At 47.1% G+C, this 16,140-nt stretch carries 20 protein-coding genes; 7 read left to right on the top strand and 13 right to left on the bottom strand.

Annotation, left to right across the window (positions count from 1 at the left end):
- Nucleotides 1-123 precede the first annotated feature (123 nt).
- Nucleotides 124-846, top strand: coding sequence for a lipoate--protein ligase family protein (locus H6F77_RS05595; protein ID WP_190486159.1), 723 nt, complete (start codon nucleotides 124-126; stop codon nucleotides 844-846).
- 47 nt (nucleotides 847-893) lie between these two features.
- Here H6F77_RS05595 and H6F77_RS05590 read toward each other — a convergent pair whose 3' ends face one another.
- The 3 genes from H6F77_RS05590 to psaK (H6F77_RS05580) form a co-directional block, all read right to left on the bottom strand.
- Nucleotides 894-2,096 carry a site-2 protease family protein gene (locus H6F77_RS05590; RefSeq protein WP_190486157.1) on the bottom strand — a complete coding sequence of 401 codons (1,203 nt, stop codon included), beginning with the start codon at nucleotides 2,094-2,096 and terminating at the stop codon, nucleotides 894-896.
- Nucleotides 2,097-2,208: 112 nt separating this feature from the next.
- Entirely contained in the window at nucleotides 2,209-2,490 is a 282-nt protein-coding gene (psaK, locus tag H6F77_RS05585; RefSeq protein WP_190486156.1) for a photosystem I reaction center subunit PsaK, read from the bottom strand.
- Between the two features lie 122 nt (nucleotides 2,491-2,612).
- Nucleotides 2,613-2,918: a photosystem I reaction center subunit PsaK gene (gene psaK, locus H6F77_RS05580; RefSeq protein WP_190486154.1), complete on the bottom strand. Its 306-nt coding sequence runs from the start codon at nucleotides 2,916-2,918 to the stop codon at nucleotides 2,613-2,615.
- 102 nt (nucleotides 2,919-3,020) lie between these two features.
- Here psaK (H6F77_RS05580) and H6F77_RS05575 point away from each other — a divergent pair, with 102 nt between their 5' ends.
- The gene (locus H6F77_RS05575; protein ID WP_190486152.1) at nucleotides 3,021-3,671 is read left to right on the top strand and encodes a phosphoribosylanthranilate isomerase; all 651 of its coding nucleotides are present in this window, start codon (nucleotides 3,021-3,023) and stop codon (nucleotides 3,669-3,671) included.
- 132 nt (nucleotides 3,672-3,803) lie between these two features.
- On the opposite strand, the gene folE is transcribed toward H6F77_RS05575, so the two are convergent.
- The 6 genes from folE to H6F77_RS05550 all read right to left on the bottom strand — a co-directional run bounded on the left by folE (nucleotide 3,804) and on the right by H6F77_RS05550 (nucleotide 8,943).
- A complete protein-coding gene (gene folE / locus H6F77_RS05570; protein WP_190486150.1) occupies nucleotides 3,804-4,550 on the bottom strand; it encodes a GTP cyclohydrolase I FolE in 747 nt (248 codons plus the stop codon).
- Nucleotides 4,551-4,690: 140 nt separating this feature from the next.
- Complete coding sequence (locus H6F77_RS05565) at nucleotides 4,691-5,422, bottom strand: SDR family oxidoreductase (protein ID WP_190486148.1); 732 nt, start codon at nucleotides 5,420-5,422, stop codon at nucleotides 4,691-4,693.
- A 110-nt stretch (nucleotides 5,423-5,532) separates the two neighbouring features.
- Nucleotides 5,533-6,513, bottom strand: coding sequence for an acetyl-CoA carboxylase carboxyl transferase subunit alpha (gene accA, locus H6F77_RS05560; RefSeq protein ID WP_190486146.1), 981 nt, complete (start codon nucleotides 6,511-6,513; stop codon nucleotides 5,533-5,535).
- A gap of 254 nt (nucleotides 6,514-6,767) precedes the next feature.
- A complete protein-coding gene (locus H6F77_RS28820; protein ID WP_375335923.1) occupies nucleotides 6,768-6,911 on the bottom strand; it encodes a WG repeat-containing protein in 144 nt (47 codons plus the stop codon).
- A 161-nt stretch (nucleotides 6,912-7,072) separates the two neighbouring features.
- The gene (locus tag H6F77_RS05555; protein WP_190486143.1) at nucleotides 7,073-8,098 is read right to left on the bottom strand and encodes a long-chain acyl-[acyl-carrier-protein] reductase; all 1,026 of its coding nucleotides are present in this window, start codon (nucleotides 8,096-8,098) and stop codon (nucleotides 7,073-7,075) included.
- 149 nt (nucleotides 8,099-8,247) lie between these two features.
- Nucleotides 8,248-8,943, bottom strand: a complete 696-nt coding sequence (locus H6F77_RS05550) for an aldehyde oxygenase (deformylating) (RefSeq protein ID WP_190486141.1) — start codon at nucleotides 8,941-8,943, stop codon at nucleotides 8,248-8,250.
- A gap of 197 nt (nucleotides 8,944-9,140) precedes the next feature.
- On the opposite strand from H6F77_RS05550, the gene H6F77_RS05545 reads away from it, so the two are divergent.
- Nucleotides 9,141-9,980 carry a carbohydrate ABC transporter permease gene (locus H6F77_RS05545; RefSeq protein ID WP_190486140.1) on the top strand — a complete coding sequence of 280 codons (840 nt, stop codon included), beginning with the start codon at nucleotides 9,141-9,143 and terminating at the stop codon, nucleotides 9,978-9,980.
- Nucleotides 9,977-10,237, top strand: a complete 261-nt coding sequence (locus H6F77_RS05540) for a transporter suffix domain-containing protein (RefSeq protein ID WP_190486138.1) — start codon at nucleotides 9,977-9,979, stop codon at nucleotides 10,235-10,237. Before H6F77_RS05545 ends, H6F77_RS05540 begins: the two co-directional genes overlap by 4 nt.
- Nucleotides 10,238-10,291: 54 nt before the next feature.
- Here the strand turns inward: H6F77_RS05540 and H6F77_RS05535 are convergent, their stop codons facing one another.
- A complete protein-coding gene (locus H6F77_RS05535) occupies nucleotides 10,292-11,191 on the bottom strand; it encodes a ferritin-like domain-containing protein (protein WP_190486135.1) in 900 nt (299 codons plus the stop codon).
- A gap of 40 nt (nucleotides 11,192-11,231) precedes the next feature.
- Nucleotides 11,232-12,353: a class I SAM-dependent methyltransferase gene (locus tag H6F77_RS05530; protein WP_190486133.1), complete on the bottom strand. Its 1,122-nt coding sequence runs from the start codon at nucleotides 12,351-12,353 to the stop codon at nucleotides 11,232-11,234.
- Here H6F77_RS05530 and H6F77_RS28250 point away from each other — a divergent pair.
- A complete protein-coding gene (locus tag H6F77_RS28250) occupies nucleotides 12,352-12,486 on the top strand; it encodes a hypothetical protein (protein WP_255515694.1) in 135 nt (44 codons plus the stop codon). The two genes, H6F77_RS05530 and H6F77_RS28250, sit on opposite strands and share 2 nt — an antisense overlap.
- 154 nt (nucleotides 12,487-12,640) lie before the next feature.
- On the opposite strand, the gene glnA is transcribed toward H6F77_RS28250, so the two are convergent.
- Nucleotides 12,641-14,062 (bottom strand): type I glutamate--ammonia ligase, encoded by a 1,422-nt coding sequence (glnA, locus tag H6F77_RS05525; protein WP_190486131.1) that lies wholly within the window; start codon nucleotides 14,060-14,062, stop codon nucleotides 12,641-12,643.
- Nucleotides 14,063-14,399: 337 nt separating this feature from the next.
- Here glnA and H6F77_RS27795 point away from each other — a divergent pair, with 337 nt between their 5' ends.
- Nucleotides 14,400-14,705, top strand: a complete 306-nt coding sequence (locus tag H6F77_RS27795; protein ID WP_242021926.1) for a hypothetical protein — start codon at nucleotides 14,400-14,402, stop codon at nucleotides 14,703-14,705.
- Nucleotides 14,706-14,887: 182 nt separating this feature from the next.
- Complete coding sequence (apcB, locus tag H6F77_RS05515) at nucleotides 14,888-15,397, top strand: allophycocyanin subunit beta (RefSeq protein ID WP_190486129.1); 510 nt, start codon at nucleotides 14,888-14,890, stop codon at nucleotides 15,395-15,397.
- Between the two features lie 315 nt (nucleotides 15,398-15,712).
- Here apcB and H6F77_RS05510 read toward each other — a convergent pair whose 3' ends face one another.
- The gene (locus H6F77_RS05510) at nucleotides 15,713-16,051 is read right to left on the bottom strand and encodes a hypothetical protein (protein ID WP_190486128.1); all 339 of its coding nucleotides are present in this window, start codon (nucleotides 16,049-16,051) and stop codon (nucleotides 15,713-15,715) included.
- Nucleotides 16,052-16,140: the final 89 nt, after the last annotated feature.

The following is a 16,140-nucleotide window of genomic DNA, read 5'->3' as shown; positions in this document are numbered from 1 at the left end:
ATCGCTCGCTACTCTTCCCCCTCTACTTTAGTTTTTTAAAGGCAAAGGTACGCAGAGTGTAGGTTTTGACTCTGCTACCTGTGCGATTCCCCCCGCTACCTGGTGCGTTGTTACCATCTCTTAATGCATGCATCTATTTGGCGTTTGATTCCCCTAGTTCAAGCTTCGGGAAGGGTGCAGATGGCTATCGATGAGTGGTTGCTAGAACAGCACCGCCAGGGTTTGCATCCGCCAGCTTTGCGGTTTTATACTTGGCGTCCGGCGGCGATATCGCTGGGTTATCATCAACAGCGATCGCCGGAATTTTGGCAAATTTTGCCTTTGGATTTGGTACGGCGTCCGACTGGTGGACGTGCGGTTTTACACCAGGGAGATCTTACTTACGCGGTGGTAATGTCTGGGTTGAAGGGAAGTCGCATTCAGGCTTATCAGGATATTTGCGAGTTTTTAATTCAAGGGTGGCGATCGCTCGGCTTAGAATTACACTACGGCGACTCCGGGCGCAATTACATCCACAACCCCAGTTGTTTTGGTACTGCTACTGGTGCAGATTTAGTCTCATCTGATGGTCGCAAGTTTATTGGTAGCGCCCAACTGCGACGAGGTAACGCTATTTTGCAGCATGGCTCGATGCGTTTGCAACCAGATACCCAGCTATTTACTCAGGTATTTGGTGAAGAACTGTTACCAGTAAAGTTACCCATATCCCAACGTGGAGATGCGTTAATTCATACTGTTGTAGACGCTTTGACTTCCGCTGCGGCTAATTGTTTTGGCGTCGAGTTGGTAATGCAACCTTTATCTGAAGACGAGTGGCAAGCTATCACAGTAAAAAGTAAAAAGTAAAAAGGCAAAAGAAAGAGTAATTAAGAAAACTTCTTGCTTTTTCCTTCCTACACAGTTGTTGCTTTAGCGATCGCGTCTAGTTGCAAAGAAGGTGGATAAGTCCCCTCAGCTTTAATCCGCTTAATTTCCGTATCAGCAATATTTAAATTAATTTTGGACGCCAAAGCACGTACAACGTCCCCCCGGTCGATTACACCCGCCACCGTCCCCGCTGGTGATAGCACGGTGACGCGCTGTAATTGTTGTGTTTCTAGGTAATTAATTACTTCAACTAGAGGCGTCTTCTCTTGCACGCTGAGAATGTCATTGAGCGATCGCGCTATACTTTCAACGGTTTGGATGTCCCACTGGCTGCGCTCTACAACCTGTAAATCTTCGACAAACACCTGTCCCCGATAACGTCCGTCAGATGCTGCATAGTAGGGGCAGTCCGCCCCCGTACTTGCCAAAATATACTCGTCGGCAAACTGGCGCAGTGTTTGGTTTGCATCCACAACTCTAAATTCCCTTGTCATTGCATCTGACGCCGCCAGTTGCAACAGTGCTTCTTGGAGATTAGTTATGCGGTTGTAGGTACTGGCGTTGCGGAAAGCAAACCAGCCGAGGGCGCCAATCCACAAGCCACTAAACCACTGATCCTGTAGCCAAGCAACTGCCAAACCCAGCGCGATCGCTCCTCCGCCCAAAATTTGTCCGGTTTTTGCTGCCCACCGCACGCCGTCATAGCGGTTTCCAGTCAGCTTCCACACCGCTGCTTTCAAAATTTGTCCCCCATCTAGGGGCAGTCCGGGAATTAAGTTAAATAAGGCTACGACTAAGTTGATCGTGCCCAACTGTAAAACTATGGCTCGTGCTGGCGTTGATGCTGGTATTACAGTCGCCAGCAGATAAAATAAAGACCACAGCGCTATGCTTACGGCAGGCCCAGCAACGGCAACTTTAAAAGCTTCGCCTGGGGTTTTTGATTCTTGTTCTATAGATGCAATTCCACCAAACAGAAATAGAGTAATCGAGTTAACCCCGATTCCCTGCGATCGCGCTGCTAAACTGTGACCCAATTCGTGCAGCAATAGCGAGCCAAACATCAATAATGCGATCGCCAGCCCCGCACTTCCAGCCGCAATCAACCCCCAGTCTGGATAAAAATCCCAAGCATTTGCAAGCGTTACAAAAGTTAATATAAAAAACCACGAAGGATTTATAAACAGCGGAATTCCAAATAAAGATCCAATTCGCCAACCTGCCTGCATCCAATTTCCCTAAAAACAACCTCCACTTACCACCTTAAACGATGGACTCTAGACTCTAGACCTGTCTAAAGTCTAAAGTCTAAAGCCCGATTAAAGCAAAATTCAAAATCGACTAAAGGAGGCCAGTATTGGTCAGCCCCAAGACAGTCCCGACTCCTAGTATGTGCCCAAAACTCAGACCCGCTAAAAATTGAGACAAGCTAAAGTTTTTCCCCGACAGACCAGGTATGGGAAAAGGCATTTTGGGGCCAACTCCTGGCTTTTGGACAGCATAACGGGCGACGATCAAGCCAATAATGTTGAAAACAGTCATGATTATCCCTACACCTGGACTCCACTCGGGTAGTTGGGGAGTACTCGGCAGTGCTGCCACAAGTAAACTTAAGTCAATCAACTTCTTTTCTCCTGCATCGATAAAATTAGTATGGTAGGGATTATAAGACCCAACCAACAAACTCTTATTCTTCCTTGTGGATGAGGTGGGCGTGTTTTTCAGCCAAACAAGGGGGGAATTTTCTAAATAACACCCGCGTTGGTTAGCCCCAAGATAACGCCAGTTCCAATGATATGACCAAAGCTCATTGTTGCCAGCAATTCGGGGATGCCAAACTTGCGGAACAGTGCTGGCTTGTCAGCGGGAAGATCTGGGCCAACCCCAGGCTGCTGAATGGCAAAGCGACCGATGGCAATGGCAAGCAGGTTGCAAAGAATCATTATCAGCCCTATAGTAGGAGTCCAACCTGGTGTAGGGGGAACCGTAGACTGTACGGCGGCAAGTAAGGTTAAGTTAATCAAGTTGCGGTCTCCTGCTTTTATAGACATCTAGAATCAAGAAAGATTATATAAATCTCTTAGCAAAGAGCCAGAATTTGTTTTAAGAGTTAACAGTTATATAAATTTTTGATACAAATTTAGGAAATTTGAATGCGGATCAAAATTTGTGGGATTACGAAAGCGGCGCAGGGAAGAGCGATCGCTACATCAGGCGCAACCGCACTGGGATTTATCTGCGTCCCCCAAAGCCCTCGTTACGTGACTCCATCACAAATCCGCGCAATTGTAGAACAACTGCCCGCTACTGTTGACAAAATTGGCGTATTTGCTAACACAACTGAAGAGGAAATTTCTCAAACAGTAGCGATCGCGGGGTTGACAGGCGTGCAATTACATGGGCTAGAATCGCTACATTTTTGCCAGCAGTTGCGCCAGTCTGTGCTAGGTGTGGAAATTATTAAAGCGTTGCGAGTAAAGACGCCTGAAGATTTAGCTCTAGCAGATGTTTATACAACCTGTGTTGATACTCTGTTACTTGACGCCTACCATCCCCAAATGTTAGGCGGGACGGGCAAAACCCTCGACTGGACAACTCTGCAACAGTTTAATCCTAGATGTCCTTGGTTCCTGGCGGGTGGGTTGACGCCAGAAAACATCCCAGAGGCGCTGAGGATAGTGTCTCCTAGTGGAATTGATTTGTCCAGTGGCGTGGAGCGATCGCCTGGGGATAAAGATTTAGACAAAGTAGCGCAGCTATTTGAGAACCTGCGTAGTACCCAGTTTTCGCTGGGACATCTTTAGCTCGCTAGCAATACTTACTTCTGCAAAAGATAGTATAAATCAGGGCGAACAATGCCGTAACAAGTTGCGATCGCAAAATTGACATCCTCACGTGAGGATGCCAATTTCAGCATTCTTCAAAATTAGAGCTAATTAAAAGAAAGCGGGTTGGTGACGAATTAAGTTAAGAAACTCCTCGCGGGTTTTTTGCTCATCCTGAAACACGCCCACCATCGCACTGGTGACAGTCCAAGAACCGGGCTTTTGTACGCCCCGCATCACCATGCACATATGGGTAGCTTCCATAACAACAGCTACTCCCTGCGGCTCCAAAATTGTTTGAATCGCTTCAGCAATTTGGCGTGTCAGCCTTTCTTGAACCTGCAAGCGGCGGGCATACATTTCCACAATCCGTGCTAGCTTGCTAAGTCCCACTACTTTTTGATTGGGAACATAGGCGACGTGCGCTCTACCCATAAACGGCAGCATATGGTGTTCGCAGAGGCTGAAGAAAGTTATATCCCTCACGAGAACCATCTCGTTGTGGCCTTCATCAAAAATAGCATCGTTGACAAGCTGTTCGAGGGACTGGTTGTAGCCACTCGTGAGAAACCTCATAGCGTCAGCTACACGCTTGGGTGTCTTCAGCAGCCCCTCACGTTCTGGGTCTTCGCCTACTCCCACTAACATGGTTCGCACTGCATCGATCATCTCTTGGTTGCTTTCTTCCGAGGGTGGATGCAGGTTGGGTTCGCGACCATTAAGTGTATTGCGGTCGGGTCTTGTAGAGATTTGGTTGACTGTGTCTCGATTGCTCATGTTTGTACTGTCAGCGTTTTGGCAGCTTTTATCTACTGGTGATTGAGAGCCATTAGACCCATTGGGAAAAGCAATACTCATGCTAAGTTTACGTTAGTGTTTTGAGTGTTTTGGAGAGTTATGAGTTTTGAGTTAGTTAGGAATTCTTTGAATGTGTTAGTTAGGATTTTAGGTTTTAATTCAAAGCTAAAAACTCAGTATTGCAACTCAACACTCAACACTCATAATGTCCCAGCGCTAGCCATTAAAGTTAATTCCTCAACTACGGCTTGTTCTGGCGCGAGAGCAATATGCAGAATTGACTGCGCGACAGTTTCTGCACTCAGCATGGAATTGCGGTCAAAGTTAGCCCCAACTGTTTCTGTATCCCAGATGGGGGTATTGACAGAACCAGGGCTGATGGTAGCAACACGAATTCCGTGGGTGCGTTCCTCTAGCGCGGTTACTTTAGAAAGGGTAATCAGACCAGCTTTGCTGACGCAGTAGGCTCCCCAACCGGGAAAAGCTTGGCTCCCTGCAATCGAAGCAACGTTGATAATTAGACCTTTTTTGCGATCGCGCATCATCGGTAAAATCCCTTGTATGCACTGAAACACGCTGGTGAGATTTAAGTTAATTACGGATTGCCAGTCAGATAGTGGTGTTTCTATCAAGCTGCCCGTATATCCCATCCCTGCATTGTTTACCAGAATATCAATTGGGCCAAAATCAGCCGCGATCGCTCCTATCTTTTCTCGAACATCCTCAACTTTTGCCAGATCCAAGCGATAAGCCTTAGCTTTCACCCCAGCCTCCCTTGCAACACCAGCAACCGCCTCTAACTTATCCTCAGAGCGGCTTACTAGCGCCACATCAATTCCAGCTTTAGCAAATGCCAAAGCTGTTTCCTTGCCAATTCCACTACTCGCCCCAGTAATTAGGGCACGTCGTTCTGTTGAAGAAATAGGGGTCATCCAATTCCCTGGACAAAATTGTGAGTTGCCTGAGATGAGAAAATTGTAAAAGTTTATTACTTTGCTAACTATACCACTGCTAATCGAGAAATAGGCTAAGCCAAGTCTTCTCAGGCAGACATTTCCGTAAAAACACCAATGCTACGAAACTTTTGATAACGTAGAGTTCGACGCTCGTGGCCAGTAAGTTGACTAAGTTCCGTTAGGTTCTGCAACAGCGCGGATTTAAGAATTTCTGCTGCCTTAAGGGGATTAGAGTGTGCCCCGCCAACTGGTTCTGGCAACACTTGGTCGAGAATGCCCAGGTTTTTCAAATCGGTACTGGTAATTTTTAGCGCCTCTGCCGCTTGGGGAGATTTAGCTGCGTCTTTCCAGAGGATTGCCGCACAAGCTTCCGGGGTGGCAACCGTGTAAACTGAGTGTTCAAACATCAACAGTCGGTCGGCGACGCCAATGCCAAGCGCTCCTCCCGAGCCGCCTTCGCCAATGACGGTGCTGATAATGGGTACGTCAAGCCGGAACATTTCGCGGAGATTGAAGGCGATCGCTTCTCCTTGCCCTAGTTGTTCAGCCTCCAATTTTGGTGACGCGCCAGGGGTGTCGATTAAAGTTATGATTGGCATCCCAAAGCGATTGGCGTGTTCCATCAACCGCATTGCTTTACGGTAGCCACCAGGAGCCGCCATCCCAAAATTACGGGCGACATTATCTTTAGTGTCTCTGCCTTTTTGATGTCCGAGCATCACGACGGGACGACCAGCTAAACGGGCGAGGCCACCAACTAAAGCGGGATCGTCATAACCACCGCGATCGCCATGCATTTCCATCCATTCATCGCTAATCGCTTGGATATAGTCCAGCGTACTCGGACGCCGGGGATGCCGAGCTAGCTGTAGCCGCTGCACTGGTGATAAACTGCTGAAAATTTCTTGTCGAAGTTGCACTGCTCTCGCCTCCAGTTGGCGAATTTGTTCAGAGACATCGACGTTATTTTCTTCAGCCAGTTCGCGAATCTGCTCAATCCGCGTCTCTAACTCAGAGAGCGGCTTTTCAAAATCTAACAGTAACGGCTTGCGCTCAGGACTTGCCACGTTAACAATTTCGATAACATTTAGGAAACTTTATAGATCCTAACCTGTAGTGAGTGCAAGAAACGTAGCCAAGGCTGGATAAACCTATATCCGTCACTTCCAGGTTAAGTAGGGCGATCGCTCTCCCCTACTCCTACAAGCGAATGTACCCCCGCTTGCCACTTTCAAGCCTTGCAGCGATAATCGCTTAGTTAGCACAGGAATCATAGCCGCCACCTGCCCTAGCTTTTTTCACCAACAATTATTAAACTCAATCAAACTCGGCTGATAATTACAACCTTCTGAGTTTTGTCGAAGCAGCAATACTTGCCATTCATGTAGATTTGCGTCAACCCGTCTGAAAAGCAAGAAACTACATAGAGCTGCGGCTCGATTGCCAGTTTACCCCTGTTATCTATAAAACCAGTTTTATCAAAGTCAGCCCTGCCACTAGCCCGTCACAAGAAGGCAAAACCTGAAATTAATTAGCACATTTAGCTTGCGAATTACTTACCCTAGCCCCCCGACGAGCGGGGGGTTGGGGGATGTGTTGCATTCCAAGGGATAACAAGTCTTACCTTCAGAATGACAATAGCGGTCGGAATCCGTGCTTCACCGAAACTTCACCAATTTGCTCCATTTTTGCGACGGTAATTTGATTGCGACCCCAAGAAAAGTTGGTGTGCCACTTTTCAAATTCCAGGAGCATTGATTCAGCAAAACAAGCAAACAACTGTCGTGTCGGAGCTTCCATTAAGTTGACGATTTTCATAATTCGCCAGTCAATATCCAGGGAATGCTCCACAATGCCACCGTTAACAACATACACGCCAGGATGCTGAATATTATTGGCCATGTTTTTGGGATAACCCCCATCAATCACCAAACAAGGTTGCTTTAATGTGGTTGGATCGATTTCAACTCCCTTGGGCATACTTGCCACCCAAACTATAATGTCAGCCTGGGGCAGCGCCTCCTCTAGTACCATAATTTTGCCCCGTCCGAGTTCCGCCTGCAAAGCTTGCAATCGATCCTGCTTGCGGGCAATCAATAGTAACTCGGCTACATCAGTACGGGCGTCCAACCACCGACAGACTGCACTGCCAATATCTCCTGTCGCACCGCATACAGCAACTGTCGCCTTGGATAGTTCTATCCCCAGCTTCTTGGATGCTTCTTCCACCTGACGGCAGATAATATAAGCCGTGTGGGTATTGCCTGTTGTAAATCGGTCGAACTCTAAGCGGATGTTGCGAACCTGCCTGCTCTCGTGCAGGTTAAATTCTTCAAAAATAATCGAGGAAAAGCCACCCAGAGCGCTTATGTTAATTCCATTCTTTTGGGCATGAGCCATGGCGTTGAGAACTTTTCGCACCGCCGCCTTACCTCTGCCCATTGCCAGCATTTCTGGCACAAAGCAGGATTCTACATATTGCCCTTGAATTTTTTGACCTGTAATGCTTGTGACTGTTATGTTATCGACGATTTGCGGTGGCGCACTGCACCAGAAATCCAGCCCTTGATCGGCGTATTCTGGGTAGCCTAGCTCTCTAGCGACGGACTGGGCGTGTTGCAAATTGGTAAGGTGACCGATTAGACCAAACATGAATTACTCTATTTAGACCTGAACTTCCGAACCGCAACCGTATTGATGGTAGAAACGACCTGGAAAAGCTGTTAAAAATATTACAAAAAGCTGCCAATAATTAGCCGTCAGCCGCGAGGGGCTAATGGCTAATTTAAGATGCTTCTTATTCAGACAGATGCCAACCCGTGCGCTGACATCCGCATGAGTTCGCGACTGTTGAAACCGATATTACTCAACGCTTCTCCGTACTGAATCATGAAGTCCTCAACTAGGGCATCTTTGTCCATGCCGAGAACGCGAGCATCAGCCTCGACTTTATTCAGCATTTTCCAGACTAGGGGAAGGTTTTGGCGATTTGCTTCTTCGAGTTCAGCTTTCGCTTCCTCAAAGTGAGCTTTTAGCCAAGCTTCACCAAAGTTTAAGTGGCTGTATTCTTCTTTGACAACGCCTTCAGTAATTTTACGGGCGAAGTCATCAGCAAAGGGAATGTAGATGTTGTAGGCTGCGATCGCAAAGCATTCAATAATTAGCGATTGAATCAGCAGACAAGTTACCAATTTGCCTTCAGCCGCTGCCTGCTGGAAATTCCCGTGCAGGCTGCTAAAGAATTCACGGGCAAACTCCATATCTGGCGTCACCTTCAAATTCCGACCGCAGGCTTCAAATCCTTTTTTGTGACGACTCTCCATTTTAGAGAGGCGGCTCAACTCATCCTTATCATCTGGCAGCATCTCGGCCAGACTGATGTAATTTTCGTGGGCCTCCTGTTCCCCTTCAATCACAATCGCGTTGATGCGACTGTAGGCGTCTTTATATGTTTCGCTCTGGTAGTCGATTGCGTCATTAGCTGCAATCTGCTGCATAAGTCGATTTTCTCCTGTTTGCGTAACTAGGGTTATATGAGATATCTCAACGCTTTAGCTTGAGGGTGAGGAGCAAAACGGTTAAATTTAATTTAACAAACGTCTATGTATGTTAGACCTAATCGGTGTTGATTAAGTTTCCCCAAAAGGAAGAATATCCCATCTAATAGTAAAAGCATAGGGTTAAATGTGTATTTATGCCTAAAAGACCTCCAAATAATAAACCATCTCGATTGGGGGAGCAGGCGAGCCTAATTTTGCTACTGCTGGGTGCAGCAATTGTACTGCTACCACTAGGCGTTGTGTTCCTCACCTCTTTTGAAAGCGCGGGTGCAAATCCCGGAGGGGGGATTTTTCCCGCTAACCCTACTTTGGCTAACTACCAAGCGGCATGGAAAGGCGGTGACTTTCTCCTAGCCTTTGCCAATTCCACTCTAGTAGCGATCGCCGTAACCGCTTTTCAAATTATCACCTCAGCCCTAGCAGGTTATGCCCTAGCTAGACTCAAATTCAAGGGTCGGCAAGCCATCCTCCTAGTTGTCCTCGCAACCCTCGTTATTCCCTTCCAACTGCTGGTAATCCCCATTTTTCTAGTACTAAAATGGGGCCACTTAATCAATACCTATGGAGCGCTGATTTTGCCCACAGCAGCTAACGGCTTTGGCATTTTTCTGCTGCGTCAATACTTCCAAACCATCCCCATCGAACTAGAAGAAGCGGCGGCGCTGGATGGCGCAAACCGCCTACAGATTTTGTGGCGTGTAATGTTACCCTTAGCTCGACCAGCCTTAGTAACGCTGTTTCTCTTCACTTTTATTGGTGAATGGAACGACCTCTTCAAACCGTTGGTCTTTACAACTCGACCTGAACTTAAGACAGTGCAACTGGCATTAGCTAGCTTTCAAGAGCAATTCACTAATAACTGGCCTTTAATGATGGCCGCTGTAGTAATTGCCACCGTCCCAGTAGTGCTGCTTTTCCTCATCGGTCAGCGCCAGTTTATTCGAGGCATTGCTACAACTGGGGTTAAAAGTTGAAAGCCCAGAATTTGGGTTTGTTTTTAATTGTTGTATCTTTTCTGCCCCCGATTGCAATATTCTCGGTTGTGCCATTGCTGCCACTTTCCTTGGCCCAAAAAACACTACTAATTCCGCTTCTTGGCGTTATGGCGGAACTGATGTTTTGGCTTGGTTTATTGCTAGTAGGTAAAGAAGCGGCTCAGAAATATCGTCGTTACTTGAGTTTTCGCCGAGTTTGGAACTGGATGAAAAGAAAGTTAAGGCGCAATTTATAACAGAAATTTAGCAGGCAAATCCCAAAAACTTTGGGATTTGCCTCTAACTCAAATCTACACAGTTTCCTTCTTTTCCTTTTTCGGAACGCCGTTCAATCCGTTCAAGAACATCGGCACAAACTTTTCCATCAAATCCTGTGGATTGCGACGCATAACTCGCTGCACAATTTCAATGCGCGTCATCTGCAAATCTGGTGCTAGCAATGTCTGCGGCAAACGCTCCATCAAATACTGGGGACGTTGCCACAAAGGCATCGTATTAGCAATATCCACTAGCTTCCCGACTCGGCGCAGTTCTGCACCCAGCATGATATCCATGCCGGATTCAAAGGCAGCTTGTTCAATTGCCGCATACTTGCGCTTGGCTTGTTCCACCTTCTGGCGATGTTCCGGACTTTTATCGGCTATTTGTGCCAGCCAGCGCGTTCCCCAGCGAACGTGACCTGCTTCTTCTGGCAGAATCCGTTCAATAGTTTCGCGGATTTTGATATTCTCTTCAGTTTGGGGGGCGTTTTTGAGGGCGTAAATGTGGGCGGAGAAATACTCGCAACCTCGCTTTTCGGTAACGTTAATCGCTGCCATTGACGAAATCACAAAGTCTTCGAGATCCTTAACTGGGTCTTTTTGGTCGCTGTCTAGCAACCGTTCAAATTCATCGATGTATGATACCCCAGGCGGCGTACCGATGCCCGCTCCCAAATCTACTAACAAGTCTGTCAACCACATGGCATGACGCGCCTCATCAGAAATGTGACGAGACAAGTCGCGCACCAGTTCAACTGGCTTGCCGTTGAGCTGTTCGATCACATCTGTGAGGTCTTTGCAGCTGCGTTGTTCGCTGAAACGGTAGCGATTGAGTGTAAGTAGATGAATTTCGCGATCGCGCACCACTTGCTTTAATATGTCGCGCCCGCCTAGCGCATTACCGAATTTACGGGGATATGCAACTGTCATCTTTATTTCGCTTTATTAACTTACCTTTCGCAATATTAACTTAATTCTTCTGTGCAGACAGTTCTCGTTGTGTTGAGAACTCCTGATGCAGGGTTGTCGTGACAGCCACAGGCTTTTGAGCAATCAAATACTTGCTCATAAAGTGAACTTCCGTTCTTATATCCTCGAAGCCTGCTTGCTCAAGACGTTCTACGAGATTGTCGGTCATGTAGTGCTTGTAATATGGCTCGTGAAATGTTTCGTGGAAGCTGTCCATCATTGGTACCAGTTCCGGAGCATCGCTTGCCTGAATAGAGTCGCAGATAACAAATACTCCCCCAGGTTGCGTCACCCTATAGCATTGCTCGATTACGCGCTGGCGGACTGCCGGAGGTAACTCGTGGAATAGAAAAACGCATGTTGTCGCATGGAAATAGTTATCTAGGTAAGGTAGTTCCTCAGCATTAGCGTGTAGCAGTTGCGGCAATTCTCCTGGAATTTCCGACAAGAGCTGATTTGCCTTACGCAAGTAAGCAGGTGACAAATCCGTACCGTAAAGAGATGCCCCAGGTAAAGCAGCACGGATTGCTTTAAGCGTGCGACCAGTTCCACAGGCTACATCAAGAATGCGAATTTGTTTTGGTGAAATAGAATCAAAAGCTTTCAGCCCTTTTTTCAACGGAGCGAGAATTCGCCGCCGCATAGCATCAGCCGAACCACCAAACAAGATTTCCACCTGCAAATCATAGAGATTTGCTGATAAATCGCTTAAGTAGCCATCTGTTTGGTGATGGAAGTTTTGCAGGTAGTAGCTGGGATAACCTTCTGTTGAAATCTCTGGAGAGAATTCTTGATATCGCTTTTGGTTAGCTCGCTCCCAGATTTGTAGAGTATCTAGGCAAAGCACGGGGTAGTAGCGGAAAAAATCTTCCCAAGGGTTATCAAAGAGCAAACTTTCGGGATATATACCGCGTTCGGCATCTTGCCAGTCTGCTTCAATAATCTGCTCAAGCTTTTGTTGTGCTTTGAGTAGAAGCTCTGGCGGCAGAGGTTTGGTCAGCTGCTTATCGTTAGGAGAAATTAGGTTCAGCAACCGCGTACTTATAATTTTGTGAGCTAAACCAAAGTAACTTTTGCCCTGCTGAAAAGTTTGGTAGGTCAGCTTGGTTAGAGTGTCAGACATGGGAATTATCTTAAATGGGGTGAGCGGAGAATTAGGGGATCGCGATCGCGCTTTCTTGACCAGCCTCGCCTCTGCCTTCGCCGAAGCATACGTGCAACAAGATGACGGCGATTATTTTTATGTCGTTTTGTAACAACATATTTTTAATTGTAATTAGCTTTTAATAATTGCCCTCTGTCCTTAGCCAGACGCAAAAAAACCGCCACCAGAGAATGGTAGCGGCGATCGCAAGTTGCGATGGAAGAAGCAAGATGTAATAAATTCTTCCCTAACCTAAACCCCAAAAATTAGCAATCGTAATAGAGAGCGAACTCATAAGGGTGAGGACGCAGACGCATTGGGTTGACTTCGTTATCAAGCTTGTAGGAAATCCACGTATTGATAAAGTCTTCCGTAAACACGCCCGGTTCGGTCAAGAAAGCGTGATCCTTCTCCAGCGCTTCGAGTGCCAGATCCAAAGAACCTGGAGTAGAAGGAATCTTGCTCAACTCCTCTGGGCTGAGGTCGTAGATATCCACATCCAAAGGTTCGCCTGGGTCAATCTGGTTCTTGATGCCATCAAGCCCAGCACAGAGCATCGCAGCAAAGGCAAGGTATGGGTTAGAGGTAGCATCAGGGCAGCGGAACTCTAACCGCTTCGCCTTGGGATTGCTGCCAGAGAGGGGAATCCGTATCGAAGCAGAACGGTTGCCTTGGGAGTAGGCAAGGTTCACTGGTGCTTCAAAGCCCGGAACCAGACGCTTGTAAGAATTGGTCGTGGGGTTAGTTAAAGCCAAAAGCGCCGGAGCGTGCTTGAGCAAACCACCGATGTAATGCAAAGCCATTTGACTCAAGCCAGCATACTTATCGCCTGCAAACAGCGGTTGCCCATCTTTCCAGATTGACTGGTGGGTGTGCATCCCAGAGCCGTTGTCGTTAAATACAGGCTTCGGCATGAAAGTAACGGTTTTGCCATATTTCTTGGCAACGTTCTTGATGACATACTTATAGGTCATCAACGAGTCAGCAGCCTTGATCAAAGTATCAAAGCGGAAACCCAGTTCGCACTGACCCCCCGAAGCGACTTCATGGTGGTGCTTTTCAATCGGCACGCCACACTTCGCCATCGTCAGCAGCATTTCCGTCCGCATATCCTGGGAGGTATCGGTCGGCGCAACTGGGAAGTAACCTTCTTTGTAGCGGGGCTTATAACCGAGGTTGCCACCCTCTTCTTTTCTACCAGAATTCCAACGTCCCTCGATGGAATCTACGTGGTAATAGCCTTCATGCTGGTTTTGGTCAAAGCGGACATCATCAAAGATGAAGAACTCAGCTTCTGGGCCAATGAAGACGGTATCGCCAATGCCAGTGGAAATTAGGTAGTCTACTGCCTTCTGTGCAATGGTGCGGGGGTCGCGGTTGTAAGGTTGACCTGTGCGAGGTTCTGTGATGCTACAGACGACGCTTAAAGTCGGTTCTGCCATGAATGGGTCGATCCAGGCGGTTGTTGGATCTAGTACCATCATCATGTCTGATTCGTTGATGGCTTTCCAACCCCGAATGCTTGAGCCGTCGAAAGGTACGCCTTCTGTAAAGGAACTCTCGTCAATTTGGTTTTGGTACAGCGAGAGGTGCTGCCAGATACCTGGCGTATCGATGAACTTTAGGTCAATTATTTGAATGTTCTTTTCTTTAACGTAATTCAGGAACTCTTGCGGGGTCTGGAACATGAATGACTCCTTAATTTCTAAGCTGGCTCAAATCCAGGGAAGCGGGAAAACAGCGTAACCAATCATCAGGTCTAGTGGAGGGCGAGGTCAAGGGGTGGGAGATAAAGGACTCGATTAGGGCAACCGATCTTTAGGACAGAAGCCTTCGCTATACCTGCATCATCCTAAAGATAGGCTAAATGACGTTTTGTATTATGGGATACAGAATATCCCCTCATAGTTGGGGATGAACCGAGAAACATTAAAATTTGTAGCAAAACTTATATATGGCTTTCCAATCTCATTCATAAGTTTGTAAAATAGTATCAAAAGATACTGTTTAGCCAAAAAAAGATTGATGTTTAATTTAAATGCTGATTTAGACCACCAAGAAGAACTCCAGTACCGCGCTGGGGCTAGGGTGCAGCTCAAGCAGCGTCCTGGTGTTGTAGATATAATTGCTGAATATGACCCAATGATGGTGCCACCAATATGGTTGGTCAACGATCCAAAGCCCAGATATCCAGAAGAATTGGAATTGGTTTCGCGGCCAGTATTGGAGATAAATTGGTTCAAGCGAGCTAGCCGTGGGAAAGTGGGTGCTGGGGCACGCAAGTCGTCTACAGGCGGGGCGAAGGTAGAAGCGTTTCGTACTAGCGCCTGAAATTTAGTGGACGCAACTATGAACAAGATATCAGAAGCCCGGTTTCGCAAATGAAACCGGGTTTCTTTGTAAAGTCACGTTGTCAATTAAACCTGCACGAGCCGTTGCTGTGGGATTATAAATGGATAGGATAAGCAGATTGCTGTAAACGTATAAAGATCTGTTGTTGGGAGAGCTATTTCATGCGCGACGCAGTCACAAACCTGATTAAAAATTACGATGTTACCGGGCGTTACCTAGATCGCAATGCCGTTGATTCGCTTAAATCTTACTTTGAGACGGGCACGGCACGAGTCCAGGCGGCGGCTGTGATTAATTCTAATGCTGCGGCTATTGTCAAACAGGCGGGTTCGCGGCTGTTTGAAGAATTGCCGGAACTGATTAGACCGGGCGGAAATGCGTATACGACGAGACGCTATGCTGCTTGTCTGCGGGATATGGACTATTACCTGCGCTATGCCAGTTATGCACTGGTTGCAGGTGATATGAATGTGCTGGACGAGCGCGTGCTGCAAGGTCTGCGGGAAACCTACAACTCGTTAGGCGTACCTATTGGGCCTACTGTTCGCGGTATCCAGATTATGAAGGATATTGTTAAGGAACAAGTTGTAGCAGCTGGTGTTGCTGATACGTCGTTTGTGGATAAGCCATTCGACCACATGACTCGCGATTTAAGCGAACAGGATGTTTAATGCTGGGAAGTGGGAGACTCCGATTTATCGCGTCTCTACAAGGAGTGGCGATCGCGGAATTTCTTAATCCTTAGTCGCTAACCCCAAATACAAAATGATATTGTGGGCGATCGCGCCTCTTCTCCTTGAAGGGAGTTGAGAGCGATCGCCTTTTTGCTTGCGGTATATGCCGCAAGCAAAATCTGCTGTCTCTTGATAATAGATTTGCCCGGCGATCGCCCCGAAGGTGTTCCAGGTGGAATTTATGCAAATTGCTCTTTGGGGATAAGCTTCGCGATCGCCTTTTTCGTTTATCCGATTGCTCGAAGAAAAATTCTACCTCGACGATAAACTGTCTATACTCAAGGGCACCATATCTCCCTTGGTCGTCAGTCCTAGAAACATCGGCTCATTTGGTCGGATAAACTTGCCTGTAAGTACGCAACGTTCCTCCTGCTGGGCAGTCGCTTCAATGCTGGCTCGAATATCCGCTTTTGTTACCAAAGGTTTATAGTCATCGGATTTATGCTGCACATAATTCCAGAGGATATCTCGGATGAGCGCTTGATATCCCTGATGGCCGGAAAGTTCCTTGAGCCTTTCCTTAAGTTCGCGTTCGAGGCGAATGCTGGTAACTTCCATTTCAGTTGTTGAAGTCCGAGGAAGGGTATGCACGATCTTTTCTCCTTAAAACAGTGGACAGGGTTGTAATATCAGTGTAGTATTTAAAAAGTCACCTTGATCTTTATCTTTTAAAGTAGCCT

It is taken from the genome of Microcoleus sp. FACHB-831 (assembly GCF_014695585.1).
Lineage (GTDB): Bacteria > Cyanobacteriota > Cyanobacteriia > Cyanobacteriales > FACHB-T130 > FACHB-831.
The sequence above is the reverse complement of the archived record's forward strand: the minus strand, read 5'-3'. Positions and strand labels throughout refer to the sequence as shown.

Coding starts and splice junctions, on each gene's coding strand:
- H6F77_RS05595 (WP_190486159.1), top strand. CDS start 124: ATGCATGCATCTATTTGGCGTTTGATTCCCCTAGTTCAAGCTTCGGGA.
- H6F77_RS05590 (WP_190486157.1), bottom strand. CDS start 2,096: ATGCAGGCAGGTTGGCGAATTGGATCTTTATTTGGAATTCCGCTGTTT.
- psaK (WP_190486154.1), bottom strand. CDS start 2,918: ATGTCTATAAAAGCAGGAGACCGCAACTTGATTAACTTAACCTTACTT.
- H6F77_RS05575 (WP_190486152.1), top strand. CDS start 3,021: ATGCGGATCAAAATTTGTGGGATTACGAAAGCGGCGCAGGGAAGAGCG.
- folE (WP_190486150.1), bottom strand. CDS start 4,550: ATGAGTATTGCTTTTCCCAATGGGTCTAATGGCTCTCAATCACCAGTA.
- H6F77_RS05565 (WP_190486148.1), bottom strand. CDS start 5,422: ATGACCCCTATTTCTTCAACAGAACGACGTGCCCTAATTACTGGGGCG.
- H6F77_RS05555 (WP_190486143.1), bottom strand. CDS start 8,098: ATGTTTGGTCTAATCGGTCACCTTACCAATTTGCAACACGCCCAGTCC.
- H6F77_RS05550 (WP_190486141.1), bottom strand. CDS start 8,943: ATGCAGCAGATTGCAGCTAATGACGCAATCGACTACCAGAGCGAAACA.
- H6F77_RS05545 (WP_190486140.1), top strand. CDS start 9,141: ATGCCTAAAAGACCTCCAAATAATAAACCATCTCGATTGGGGGAGCAG.
- H6F77_RS05535 (WP_190486135.1), bottom strand. CDS start 11,191: ATGACAGTTGCATATCCCCGTAAATTCGGTAATGCGCTAGGCGGGCGC.
- H6F77_RS28250 (WP_255515694.1), top strand. CDS start 12,352: ATGGGAATTATCTTAAATGGGGTGAGCGGAGAATTAGGGGATCGCGAT.
- H6F77_RS05530 (WP_190486133.1), bottom strand. CDS start 12,353: ATGTCTGACACTCTAACCAAGCTGACCTACCAAACTTTTCAGCAGGGC.
- glnA (WP_190486131.1), bottom strand. CDS start 14,062: ATGTTCCAGACCCCGCAAGAGTTCCTGAATTACGTTAAAGAAAAGAAC.
- H6F77_RS27795 (WP_242021926.1), top strand. CDS start 14,400: ATGTTTAATTTAAATGCTGATTTAGACCACCAAGAAGAACTCCAGTAC.
- apcB (WP_190486129.1), top strand. CDS start 14,888: ATGCGCGACGCAGTCACAAACCTGATTAAAAATTACGATGTTACCGGG.